Genomic DNA, 12,553 nt, shown 5'->3' on the forward strand with positions numbered 1-12,553 from the left:
ACCTGGTTGGCGTGGCCGGCGTTGCATATGTTGTCGCTCGTCCGGATAAAGACCGGGCGCGACGATCCTGATCGTGCGTCCGAACGTTTCGGGGTCGTACGCCGGCATAGGCCGTCGGGGCCTGTGATATGGATCCATGCAGCTAGTGTCGGCGAGACTATGTCCGTGCTGCCTGTGATAGAAAAGCTCTGCGCCGAAGAGTATCAGGTTCTTTTGACAACGGTTACGAGAACGTCTGCGGAGCTGGCGAGCCAAAGGTTGCCGACACAGGCAATTCATCAGTACTGTGTCTTCGACAGTGTCCCGCTCATCGAGCGTTTTATTGCACATTGGCGCCCGGATTTGGCTTTAACCGTTGAATCCGAAATCTGGCCGGCAACCTTCAGCACCTTGAAGAAATACGACATCCCTTTGGTATTGCTGAACGCACGGATGTCTGACCGCTCTTTCAAAGCTTGGAGCCGATTTGGCAGGGCGGCTCGCGATGTGTTCTCCATGATCGATTTGGCACTGGCACAAACACAAACGGATGCTGTCCGTTTGGAACAGCTTGGCTGCAAGTCTGTGAGGAGGCCCGGAAATCTGAAATTCGACGCTCCATTGGACGCACCGGATGCGCGCGCATTGGAGAGCCTTCGAAAGCAGATTGGCCAACGCCGGGTCTGGCTCGCGGCTCTCACGCATCCAGGAGAAGACGAAGCTGTCCTTCGGGCGCAAACATTACTGTTAGAAAACCACCCGGATCTGCTCCTGATTCTGGTGCCCCGACACCCGGCGCGCGCATCTGATATTGTTGATCTGGTTGAAACGGCTAGCCTGTCGTGTCGCCGGCGCGCTGCGGAGCAGTCTATTGGAACAGATACACAGGTTTATGTTGCCGATACAATCGGCGAAATGGCTTTGTTCTACGCCGTTGCGCCCCTGGTATTTCTGGGCGGGTCTTTTGCCGATGTTGGCGGCCACAACCCGCTCGAAGCGGCCCGCTCTGACACCGCTCTGTTGACTGGGCCAAAGGTGGAAAATGCGCGGGCGGTCTACAAGCTCTTGTGGGAAAGGCAGGCTGCAATTCGGATTGAGCGGGAAGGCGACCTGGCTGAGGTTGTCGCCGGTCTTCTTGAAGATCCGGGCAAAGGGGTGAAGATGGCTCGCGCTGCTCAGGCGCTCGTCGACGAAGGGCGTGGTGCTCTGGATCGAACATTCGACGCCTTGGCGCCTTTTTTACAAGCCGCGGGACATGGCGCCAGATGAAAGCAAGCTCGCCAGATTTTTGGTGGCATGAACACCCGTCCACCCTGTCTAAAATGCTTTTGCCTGCGGGCTGGGTGTATGGGGAAATTACCGCGCGACGCATGAATAAAGCGCCCAGCGTGAAGGTGCATGTCCCCGTTATTTGCATTGGAAACCTTGTAGTCGGCGGTACGGGTAAGACCCCGTTTTCCATTGGCCTTGCGAAGCAGCTCCAACGAGCAGGAAAGCGCCCCGGGTTTCTATTGCGTGGCTTTGGCGGTGCTTTGAAAGGGCCTGTTCAGGTCAACCCCGACCACCATTCAGCTCATGATGTCGGCGATGAAGCCTTGCTTCTTGCGAAGGTCGCCCCGACCGTGGTCTGTGCGGATCGCGGCAAGGGGGCGTTGATGGCCAGCGCGGGCCCAATAGATGTGCTGTTGATGGATGATGGCTTCCAAAATCCGTCTCTTCACAAGGATCTTTCCATTGTCTTGGTCGATCTCAGCACCGGATTTGGAAACGGAGAGTGCCTTCCCGCCGGACCTTTACGGGCACCCGTCAAAAAGCAACTTCAGTTCGCCGACATCTTGGTCACAGTTGAAAGTGCGACCCGCAAAACAGCGGCCGGCGAGGCAGCGATGAATGTTTTGACCAAAGCAAACTTGCCGGTATTCTCTACCCAGCTGGTGGCTTGCAGCGATCAGCAGGAGGTTTCAGGCAAGGAGTATATTGCGTTTTCAGGCATTGGGAGGCCGGAAAAATTCTTTGAAACCTTGAAAAGGGAGGGAGCCAAGGTCGTCACCAGCGTGCCTTATGCCGATCACCATCCCTTCACCCGACAAGACGCCGAAAAACTGGTGAATTTGTCAGCACTTCACCAAACGCCCCTCATGACCACAGAGAAGGATTTCGCGCGTTTTGAAACGCGAAACGAGCCGGAATTTAAACAGCTTCGGCAAATGACCGCGGTCTTCAAGGTTCAAATTGAAATCGAAAATTTGGCGGAGTTCATGCGCGTCCTCAAAAAGCGGCTTTTCGCGCCGTAAGAACGAACTCAACCTGCTGACTGATATCTTTTTAAGGATGCGGCCGCGTCGACATAAGCTTCCTGAAGTTCAACGGACCAATATTTGAGCTCATCGAGCGGGATCGCAGTTCCTGTCACCGCACACCGAACAAAGGTTCCCGGGCTCTCTACCTGGTAGTCGCCATCCAGATAGCGGACGCGTGCTTCACTCGGGATTCGGGGATTTTCGTAGCGGTTCATTGAAGGTCCGTATTGTCGAACTGATATCGCCGTGTTTTAGGCCGAGTTTCTGCTTTGAGCAATAGCATCCTTACCCGTAATCTGGATCTTGGCAGACAGGCATGATTTCCCGGTAGTGTGACCTAGGTACTAGGCGGGGCCAAGTGCTTGCGCGTCCTCCTTCGGAAATGCCACAACACCGGTTAAGCGAAAAAAGTCAGGACACTTCAATGACCGATATGCCGATAGATCTGATCGAGGCCTCAGGGCTTGGACTTGAAACGGCGAAAAAGATCACATCCGATGCCCTATCCGGCGCCGACGACGGAGAATTATTCGTCGAATACCGCCAAAGCGAAAGCTTGGTGTTTGACAATGGCCGTCTGAAGTCAGCGAACTACGATACAACTCAAGGCTTCGGTTTGAGAGCTGTTGTTGGCGAAGCAGCTGGATATGCACATAGCGGAGAAATCTCTAAAGCGGCGTTAAAGCGGGCAACGGACGCAGTTCAGGCCGTTAAATCCGGTCACTCCGGCACTTATGCTTCGGCCCCCGCACGGACGAACAACAGTCTGTATTCGGACATTAACCCACTGGGCCAACCCAGTTTTGAGGACAAAGTCAAACTCTTGCAGCAGATCGACGCCTACGCCCGCGCCAAAGATCCGCGTGTTCGCCAGGTCTCTGTTTCCCTCGCTGGAAACTGGCAGGTTGTTCAGATCTTGCGCGCCGACGGTCACCTGGTGCGTGACGTCCGTCCTCTGGTCCGTCTTGGCATCAGCGTGGTTGCCGGCGAAGGTGATCGGCAGGAAAGCGGTTTTTTTGGATGCGGTGGGCGCGAAGGTTTTGAGCGGTTTATCACGGCTGAAAATTGGGAAGCAGGTGTCGAAGAAGCGCTGCGTCAGGCGCTTGTCAATTTGGAAGCCCAACCAGCGCCTGCGGGCACGATGGACGTTGTCCTAGGAGCCGGCTGGCCCGGTATCCTGCTGCATGAAGCTGTGGGCCACGGTCTGGAGGGGGATTTCAATCGCAAGAAAACATCCGCTTTTGCAGGCCTGATGGGTGAGCGTGTAGCGTCCCCTGGAGTGACCATTGTTGATGATGGGACTTTGACGGACCGTCGCGGATCTCTAACCGTCGACGATGAAGGAACCCCCGCCAGCCGCACAACACTCATCGAAGACGGCATTTTGACCGGCTACATGCAGGACCGGCAAAATGCGCGGTTGATGGGTATGGAGCCAACCGGCAATGGCCGCCGCCAGTCATTCGCACATATTCCAATGCCGCGAATGACCAATACGGTGATGATGTCAGGTGACAAAGACCCGGGTGAAATTCTGGAGTCGGTGAAAGACGGTATCTATGCTGTTTCGTTCGGCGGTGGGCAGGTGGATATCACCTCAGGCAAATTTGTCTTCTCTTGCACGGAAGCCTACAAGATCGAAAACGGCAAGGTCGGAGCACCGGTTAAAGGCGCCATGCTGATCGGCAACGGCCCGGATGCATTGACCCGAGTGTCGATGATCGGAAATGACATGAAACTGGACCCGGGCATCGGCACATGCGGGAAACAGGGGCAGGGGGTTCCGGTTGGGGTTGGCCAGCCTTCCATGCTCTTGAATGGGCTGACGGTCGGCGGAACAGCCGTTTAGGGGCTTTAAAAGCTAAATACCTCATTAAAAAGCTGCTTCGTTGCGATTTCTCAACGAAGCAGGCCTTACACTCCAATACCATTGAGAAACTGTCCGGCCGCCCGGCCGCGACTCTAGAACCTCATTGCCCCATGGCTTGGAGTGGAAATGGCCGCAGAGAGCGCACCGCCGTTTTTTACCGAATCGATCATATTGCTCGCTGCCAGCGTTATTGCGGTACCCATTGCCAAACGGCTGGGCCTTGGCTCGGTTGTTGGTTATCTGGCAGCCGGGGCAGCCATCGGTCCCTACGGTCTCGGGTTGTTCGGGTCTGGCGAAGATGTTTTGCATGTGGCCGAGCTTGGCGTGGTTCTGCTCCTGTTCGTTATCGGACTAGAGCTTGACCCGAAAAAACTTTGGCGGATGCGGCGCGATATATTTGGTCTCGGGACAGCGCAAGTGGTGCTGACCGGGGTGGTCTTAAGCGCAATTGCGCTTGCCATCGGTACTCCGCGAAATGCAGCACTGGTGGCGGGGTTTGGATTGGCGCTGTCTTCTACGGCCTTTGCCTTGCAAATCCTCCAGGAGCGCGGGCAGTTTTCATCCGCCTACGGTCAACGCGCGTTTGGCATTCTTTTGCTTCAGGACATTGCAATCGTCCCGCTTTTGGCAATGGTTGCAATTCTTGCTCCGGGAACCGGTGCCTCCACGGGAGGTGAGATTGTCAGCGAAGTCTTTATGACGCTCGCCGCGGTCGCTGGCGTTGTTCTCGCTGGCCGCTATCTTGCCTCGCCTCTGTTTCTGTTTCTTGCTGCAAGCCGTGCCCGCGAAGTCATGTTGACCGCGGCATTGTTGGTGGCTCTGGGCAGCGCCGGTGTCATGCACGCAGTTGGCCTGTCCATGGCGCTGGGCGCGTTTTTGGCGGGCGTGCTGTTGGCTGAATCCAGCTTTCGGCACACTCTAGAGGCCGACATTGAACCGTTTCGCTCGTTGTTGATGGGCCTGTTTTTTGTGGCCGTTGGCATGACATTGAGTTTTTCGGTGGTCGCCGACAATCTTCTCTTTGTCCTGTCCGGCGTGATCGTCGTCATGCTCGTAAAAGGGTTGTTTCTTTGGGTTCTGGCCAGGGCAACCGGGTCTCAGACAACCGATGCGTTTCGGATCGCGGTCACCCTCCCACAAGGAGGTGAGTTTGCTTTTGTGCTGTTTACCTCCGCAGTCTCATTTCAAATATTCGATTTCGAGACCGCAAATCTGTTGAATGCGATCGTCATCCTGACCATGGTGATGACGCCAGTCGCCTGTCTTGCCCTTGATGTGATCGCGGAAAAACTCAAACAGCGCGGAATCGAAAATCCTGTTGTCGAGACTTTCGAAGAAGCCACACCCGCTGTTCTGGTCATCGGCTTCGGCCGTTTCGGGATGATGGTCGCGCAGATCCTGACGTCTGAAGGTCTAGAAATCACCGCCATCGACACACGGCCGGATCGGATCGCCTATGCCCGAAAGCTCGGGTACAGGGTTTATTATGGCGATGCGACCCGGGCCGATGTCCTGTCGGCGGCAGGGGCTGGAAAGGCTGCTTTAATCGCGATGTGTGTCGAAAACGACCGGGTTATGTCCAAGTCCATCGAGCTGATCAAACACGGATTCCCAAATGTCCGTCTTTTCTGCCGGGCGACCGACCGGGCCCATGCGATGGAACTTGCGCGTCAGGGGGTCGATTTCCAAATCCGCGAGACATTCGAGTCCAGCATTGCCTTCGGTCGCGCCGCACTCGAAGCGCTGGGAACTCCGATAGAACGGATTCAGGAAATCGAAGAGGATGTGCGCCGGCGCGACCGCGAAAGGTTGGAAATGCAGCTCAAAGAAGGCCTTTTTGCCGGCGCAGACCGGCTGCACGCCGTTACGCCGCGCCAGGCTGCTAGCAAAACCTCAGATAGCCCCTATCCCCAAGACCACCCTCACGGAAGAGCGTCATAGCCCGCGGAAAACCCGTTCAGAGAAATCGGTATGCCGATTCCTTCCTCGGGCGTTTGCCAGATTATGAACGTTGCCTGCGCGCCGGCCTTCATCCTGTTCAAGAGTTCATCTTCGAAAATTACCTCGGCGATGCAGCCATTCGGCAAACAGCGGATGAAGCCAGCGCGTCCAATATCCGCGTCGTCCACACGCAGTCCCAATCCGTTGGGTAGAAGCACGCCTAAAGGTGCAAGCACCCTAAGAATACGGGCCTGCTTTTCCGCGGTTCTGAGGACAATCACTGACAGGCCAACGTTTTCGCGGTCTTCAGCGGTGACGTTCTGGATTAACGCGCACTGCTCACCCGAAGCGCCGGGAGGTGTGTCGCAGCGCATTTGCCAGTCGCCATGTGTTGATTTGATTTCTCCCTGAGCCAGAGCCGGGCCAGAAGAAAACTGTATGCCGAGACTCAGCACCAGCCCGGCGGCGCACGCTTTCAGGAATTTTGTGAGTGTTCGCGCTTCAATCGAACCGAAGCCATGGCGGATGAACAAAGTGTCCTCCAAATTTGTTTTCGCACCTCATTCAACGCGCGGGTCGAATCAAGGTGCTGGGATGGGGCGCAGATTGCCGCATGATGGTTAATCTGACCAGCCTGCTTCGGTTGATAACATGTCGGTATTGCGGCTTTGCACCATTTTTGCCCTGTCGTTGATCCTGATCAATCATTGTCAACACCATTCAAGCCGCAAAAACACGTCATAAACATTGCAGAATGGCGCGGGTTATGGTTTTTGTGCGCCGGAATTGTGTCCGAAGAGTTCTGCGGCAGATCGCCGCTTAGACCAAGGGTCCAGTCGCGCTAAGTCTGTGATTGTGATTACAATCTTATAATCAATGGCAGATTTTAGCCGACCGCGGCGGTCTCCTGCGGATACGGTAAGTCGTTGCCGGGCGGTCAAAGAACCGATACGGGTTCACGAAATTGAATATCGCGCCGATGGGCGGCGGTTGAGGGAAGGGAGCATAGACGTGAAGGCAGTCTTCAAACGTCTCTTGGCTATGACAACAGCGATGGGTGCGAGCGCGTGGGCCGCCACCGCATCGTTCGCCAATGATGGCGGCGTGACCAACTGGCAGCTTGGCTATCAAGATTCCGTAACCGAGGTGATGGACGACATCACCTGGTTCAATAGCTTTACGTTGGTCATAATCACCGTAATCACGTTGTTTGTGCTCGCATTGTTGGTCTATGTGTCGGTAAAGTTCCGGGCATCGTCCAACCCAGTGCCGTCGCGCACGTCGCACAACACGATGATCGAAGTGGTGTGGACCGTTGTTCCAATCCTGATACTGGTGGTCATCGCCATTCCGTCGTTCCGCTTGCTCTATAAGCAGCTCGACATTCCCGAGTACCAGATGACGGTCAAGGCGACCGGGTATCAATGGTACTGGGGCTACGAGTACACCGACGAAGACATGGGTGGTCTTTTCTTCGACTCTTATATGGTGGGCGACGCGACCAACGCGGAACGCGATCTTGCAGCACGCCAGGAAGTTGCTGAGGAGCGAGGCGTTCCATTGGCTGAAGTCCCGCGCTTGCTGGCTGTTGATAACGAAATGGTTGTTCCGGTCGACACAACGGTCCGGCTCCAGGTTACCGCGGCAGACGTGATCCATGCATTCGCCATGCCTTCGATGGGACTCAAGATCGATGCGATCCCTGGACGCCTGAACGAAACATGGTTCCGTGCGCGCGAGACTGGCGTTTACTACGGGCAGTGCTCGGAGCTTTGCGGCAACCTGCACGCCTTCATGCCCCTAGCGATCCGCGTGGTATCGGTCGAGCAGTATCAGCAATGGGCGAGCGCGGCTCAAGACGATCTAGGTGACGCAAATAAGCAGCTGATGGCGTCGATCGCAGCTGAAAAGGACAAAAAGCTCGCTGCCAAATCTGGCGGTGAGCAGACTTCTGTCGCTGCAAACTAAGCGGCTAAATATTAAACCAACCCGCGCCGGGGCAGATACCGGCGCGCAGTTGAAGGTCAACGAGGGAGCACTAGATGGCTGCGACCGATATTCATGCAGAGCATGACCATCCGACCGGATGGCGGCGGTACGTCTATTCGACGAACCACAAAGACATCGGCATTATGTACCTGTTCTTCGCGATTTTCGCGGGGATCGTAGGTGGGCTTTTGAGCGTGGGCATGCGCCTTGAGCTTCAAGAGCCGGGACTACAGTATTTCGCAAACCCGCACACCTACAATGTGTTCACCACATCACACGGTCTGATCATGATCTTTTTCATGGTTATGCCGGCGATGATCGGCGGGTACGCGAACTATTTCGTGCCTATCATGATCGGTGCGCCTGATATGGCGTTCCCACGGATGAACAACATATCGTTTTGGTTGCTTCCGCCAGCCTTCCTGCTGCTCATACTCTCACTGTTTGTTGAAGGTCCTCCAGGCGGTAATGGTGTAGGCGGGGGGTGGACAATCTACCCACCGCTCTCAACCTCCGGTCAGCCCGGGCCGGCGATGGATTTGGCGATTTTATCGCTTCACATCGCAGGTGCGTCGTCCATTTTAGGGGCAATCAATTTCATCACCACAATCTTCAACATGCGTGCGCCGGGAATGACCCTGCACAAGATGCCGTTGTTTGCGTGGTCGGTGCTGATCACAGCTTTCCTGCTGCTCTTGTCTTTGCCGGTATTGGCTGGCGCCATCACCATGTTGCTGACAGACCGCAACTTCGGCACAACATTCTTTGATCCGTCGGGCGGCGGTGATCCGGTTTTGTTCCAGCACCTTTTCTGGTTCTTCGGGCACCCTGAGGTCTACATTCTGATTTTGCCGGGTTTTGGTATCATCAGTCACATCATTTCCACGTTCTCTCGCAAGCCGGTATTCGGTTACCTTGGCATGGCCTATGCCATGGTTGCCATCGGCGTCGTCGGGTTCATCGTGTGGGCCCACCATATGTATACGGTCGGTATGTCGTCCGAGACCCAAGCGTACTTTGTTGCTGCCACAATGGTGATTGCGGTTCCAACCGGAGTGAAGATTTTCTCCTGGATTGCAACGATGTGGGGCGGTTCGATTGAGTTCAAGACCCCGATGATTTGGGCGATCGGCTTCATCTTCCTGTTCACTGTCGGCGGAGTTACCGGTGTTCAGCTGGCGAACGCAGGCCTCGACCGGTCTTTCCACGACACCTACTACGTGGTTGCCCACTTCCACTACGTGCTGTCGCTCGGTGCTGTGTTCGCCATTTTCGCTGCCTGGTACTACTGGTTTCCGAAGATGTTTGGCTACATGTACAACGAGGCGATCGGAAACGCGCATTTCTGGATCACCTTTATCGGTGTGAACCTGATTTTCTTCCCGCAGCACTTCTTGGGTCTCAACGGCATGCCGCGCCGCTATGCCGACTATCCAGATGCGCTGGCTGGTTGGAACCTTGTTTCTTCGATTGGGTCATACATCTCCGCGTTCGCTGTGCTGGTCTTCATCTACAGCATTGTGGAGGCCTTCATGAAGAAGCGAGTTGCCGGTAACAATCCGTGGGGTGAGGGCGCAACAACTTTGGAGTGGACGCTGTCATCACCGCCTCCGTTCCACCAGTTCGAGACCCTGCCACGGATCAAATAAGGTCTCAGACCGGCTGACCAACGAGCCGGCCCTGAAATCGCACCGCGCCTAACATGGCGCGGTGCGCGATTGCTTGAAAAGCGGAGCAGTTCCCGCACCGTCATGGGTTGCGGAAGCCAAGAACAGAATAAGGGACGTGCCAATGTCGCTCGCAGAGCGCCAGGACATGATGACAGACAACGCCGTTTGGGACGGCGGCATGGGGTCGGTCGGTGACTATATCGCGCTGCTTAAGCCGCGGGTGATGTCGCTTGTAATCTTCACTGCATTCGTCGGTATGATGCTCGCGCCCGGAACGCTTCATCCTGTTATTGCAGGAGTGGCGTTGTTGTGTATCGCCGTAGGTGCAGGCGCGTCTGGGGCGTTGAACATGTGGTATGATGCCGACATTGACAGCGTCATGACACGTACATCGAAACGCCCGATACCGGACGGTAAAGTAACACCCGAAGAGGCGCTTGCCTTTGGCATGACACTCTCCATCGGATCGGTGCTCATTCTCGGACTCTTGGTGAACTGGTTTGCGGGGGCGTTCCTCGCCTTCACCATCTTTTTCTACGCCGTCATTTACACGATGTGGCTGAAGCGTTCGACACCCCAGAACATTGTCATCGGCGGTGCGGCGGGAGCGTTTCCGCCCATGATTGGATGGGCCAGCGTCACGGGAACCGTGAGCCTCGAAAGTTTCGTGCTCTTTCTGATTATCTTTATGTGGACCCCACCACATTTTTGGGCTCTAGCACTGTTCAAAAAAGGGGATTATGAAACCGCTGGTGTGCCGATGTTGCCGGTTGTTTCAGGCGAGACATCAACCCGTCATCAGATCCTGGTGTATTCTATCCTTCTGGCACCAATCGGAATTTCTCCTTATCTGCTCGGCTATGCAAGCCCGTTTTATGGAATCGCATCCGCCGGCCTTGGGGCTGCGTTTGTATGGCTTTCGTTTGATGTCTGGCGATTGAGGGAAGGGGATGCTGCACGCAGAGCGACCCTTCGGCTGTTCAAGTATTCGATATATTTTCTATTCTTGCTGTTCGCATTGTTGTTTGTGGAGAGCATTGCCGGAAGGATCCTCGGATGACCCAGGAAAATGATGGCGTTAAACTGACTGCGGAACAAACGAAGCGGCGCCGGTCTCGCTCGATCGCAATAGCTTTCGCACTGGGTGCGCTTGTGGTTTTGTTTTACGTCGTAACCATCGTAAAGATGGGCCCCGAAATCATGAACAGAGCGTTGTGAGGTTATTGAGTTGACCGAACCAAAGACGACCGACACGAATGGTAAGAGCAATCTGAAAGTTGCACTGGCATGCACTGGCATGTTCACATTCATGATCGGCGCTGCTTATGCAGCTGTCCCGCTTTATGATCTGTTTTGCCGGGTTACCGGATTTGGCGGCACAACTCAGGTCGCAGAGTATGAAAGCGACCGGGTCATAGACCGCAAAATCACCATCCGGTTTGACGGCAACGTGAACGGAAAGCTGCCGTGGTCGTTCAAGCCGGAGCAGCGTACGGTGACTTTGAAAATGGGTGAGACCGGTCAGCTGTCTTATGTAGCGATGAACACGGGCGATATGCCTACTGTCGGGACATCAACGTTCAATGTCACACCGCTCGAAGCTGGGAGTTACTTTAATAAAATTCAGTGCTTCTGCTTCACCGAGCAGGCGCTTGAACCCGGCGAAAACATCGACATGCCAGTGGTGTTTTTTGTTGATCCAGACATGAATGACGATCCGGATTTGGCGCACGTGAAAGAAATCACGCTGTCCTACACATTTTTCCCGGTGGAAACACCGACACAACCGGTTGCGGCGCGGGTAGATGCGTCTGTTGAAACGAAGCTTTGATGCCGCTCAACAACAAGAGCGGCCCTGATTGCGTTGGGGAGCAAGCCAATGGCTGAGGCACACACCAAAAACCACGATTACCACTTGGTAGAACCGTCACCATGGCCATTTCTGGCATCGGTGGGCGCGTTTATCTTGGCGCTTGGCGCCATCGGCTTTATGCGCCTAGCGCAAGGGTCCGAATTTGTTCTTTTCGGTATCGATCTCACCGGATGGGGGCTGTTTGCGGTCGGTTTGGCGATCGTCCTCTATGTGATGTATGCATGGTGGCGCGATACTATTCGCGAATCCCGTGAGGGTTATCATACGCGCGTCGTTTCACTGCACCTGCGCTATGGAATGATCTTGTTCATTGCCTCTGAGGTGATGTTCTTTGTGGCGTGGTTCTGGGCCTACTTTGATGTTGCCCTGTTCGCGGGGGAGGCCATTAATTATCAGCGTGTTGAAGCCACTGGCGGCGTTTGGCCGCCGGAGGGCATTGCAACATTCGACCCCTGGCACCTGCCGCTATTAAATACGCTCATTCTGCTGTGTTCCGGCACCACGGTAACATGGGCCCACCATGCGCTTCTTCACAATGACCGCGAAGGCCTCAAATGGGGTCTAACACTCACGGTTCTGCTCGGCGTTTTGTTTTCGATCTGCCAAGTCTATGAATATACCCATGCCGCTTTCGACTTCAGCGGAAACATCTACGGTGCAACATTCTACATGGCGACCGGCTTCCACGGCTTCCATGTGTTTGTCGGTACTGTCTTCCTGGCTGTTTGTCTTGGCCGTGCGCTGGCAGGTCATTTCACGCCTGAGAAACACTTCGGTTTTGAAGCGGCCGCATGGTACTGGCATTTCGTCGACGTGGTCTGGCTGTTCCTGTTTGTAGCGATTTATATCTGGGGTGCGGGCGCGCCACCTGCACACTAGGGTCACTCGTCCGGGTTAAATCAGTAAGAAACGCCCGCGCCAGATCTGGCGT

The 12,553-nt window shown here is 55.1% G+C and carries 12 protein-coding genes; 10 read left to right on the forward strand and 2 right to left on the reverse strand.

The window, feature by feature from the left end:
• Positions 1-27 precede the first annotated feature (27 nt).
• Entirely contained in the window at positions 28-1,248 is a 1,221-nt protein-coding gene (locus JM93_RS10560; protein WP_208995085.1) for a 3-deoxy-D-manno-octulosonic acid transferase, read from the forward strand.
• Between the two features lie 53 nt (positions 1,249-1,301).
• Positions 1,302-2,273: a tetraacyldisaccharide 4'-kinase gene (gene lpxK, locus JM93_RS10565; protein WP_280114418.1), complete on the forward strand. Its 972-nt coding sequence runs from the start codon at positions 1,302-1,304 to the stop codon at positions 2,271-2,273.
• An 8-nt stretch (positions 2,274-2,281) separates the two neighbouring features.
• Here the strand turns inward: lpxK and JM93_RS10570 are convergent, their stop codons facing one another.
• Positions 2,282-2,494 carry a DUF2093 domain-containing protein gene (locus tag JM93_RS10570; protein WP_145343079.1) on the reverse strand — a complete coding sequence of 71 codons (213 nt, stop codon included), beginning with the start codon at positions 2,492-2,494 and terminating at the stop codon, positions 2,282-2,284.
• 209 nt (positions 2,495-2,703) lie between these two features.
• Between JM93_RS10570 and tldD the strand changes: the two genes are divergently transcribed.
• Positions 2,704-4,128 carry a metalloprotease TldD gene (tldD, locus tag JM93_RS10575; RefSeq protein WP_145343081.1) on the forward strand — a complete coding sequence of 475 codons (1,425 nt, stop codon included), beginning with the start codon at positions 2,704-2,706 and terminating at the stop codon, positions 4,126-4,128.
• A 147-nt stretch (positions 4,129-4,275) separates the two neighbouring features.
• Positions 4,276-6,090 carry a monovalent cation:proton antiporter-2 (CPA2) family protein gene (locus JM93_RS10580; protein WP_145343083.1) on the forward strand — a complete coding sequence of 605 codons (1,815 nt, stop codon included), beginning with the start codon at positions 4,276-4,278 and terminating at the stop codon, positions 6,088-6,090.
• On the opposite strand, the gene JM93_RS10585 is transcribed toward JM93_RS10580, so the two are convergent.
• A complete protein-coding gene (locus tag JM93_RS10585) occupies positions 6,072-6,617 on the reverse strand; it encodes an invasion associated locus B family protein (RefSeq protein ID WP_425280820.1) in 546 nt (181 codons plus the stop codon). The genes JM93_RS10580 and JM93_RS10585 overlap by 19 nt on opposite strands.
• A 514-nt stretch (positions 6,618-7,131) precedes the next feature.
• Between JM93_RS10585 and coxB the strand changes: the two genes are divergently transcribed.
• The 6 genes from coxB (at position 7,132) to JM93_RS10610 (ending at position 12,501) form a co-directional block, all read left to right on the forward strand.
• On the forward strand, positions 7,132-8,058 hold the full coding sequence (coxB, locus tag JM93_RS10590; RefSeq protein ID WP_145343316.1) for a cytochrome c oxidase subunit II: 927 nt from the start codon (positions 7,132-7,134) through the stop codon (positions 8,056-8,058).
• A gap of 74 nt (positions 8,059-8,132) precedes the next feature.
• Positions 8,133-9,728, forward strand: a complete 1,596-nt coding sequence (ctaD, locus tag JM93_RS10595) for a cytochrome c oxidase subunit I (protein ID WP_145343086.1) — start codon at positions 8,133-8,135, stop codon at positions 9,726-9,728.
• A 142-nt stretch (positions 9,729-9,870) separates the two neighbouring features.
• Positions 9,871-10,809, forward strand: a complete 939-nt coding sequence (locus JM93_RS10600; protein ID WP_145343088.1) for a heme o synthase — start codon at positions 9,871-9,873, stop codon at positions 10,807-10,809.
• Positions 10,806-10,967 carry a hypothetical protein gene (locus tag JM93_RS21720; protein ID WP_170230622.1) on the forward strand — a complete coding sequence of 54 codons (162 nt, stop codon included), beginning with the start codon at positions 10,806-10,808 and terminating at the stop codon, positions 10,965-10,967. Before JM93_RS10600 ends, JM93_RS21720 begins: the two co-directional genes overlap by 4 nt.
• A 10-nt stretch (positions 10,968-10,977) precedes the next feature.
• On the forward strand, positions 10,978-11,580 hold the full coding sequence (locus JM93_RS10605; RefSeq protein ID WP_145343090.1) for a cytochrome c oxidase assembly protein: 603 nt from the start codon (positions 10,978-10,980) through the stop codon (positions 11,578-11,580).
• 48 nt (positions 11,581-11,628) lie between these two features.
• Entirely contained in the window at positions 11,629-12,501 is an 873-nt protein-coding gene (locus JM93_RS10610) for a cytochrome c oxidase subunit 3 (protein WP_145343092.1), read from the forward strand.
• The last annotated feature ends 52 nt before the right edge of the window (positions 12,502-12,553 follow it).

Origin of the sequence: Roseibium hamelinense (genome assembly GCF_007830545.1) — a bacterium.
GTDB classification, from domain to species: domain Bacteria; phylum Pseudomonadota; class Alphaproteobacteria; order Rhizobiales; family Stappiaceae; genus Roseibium; species Roseibium hamelinense.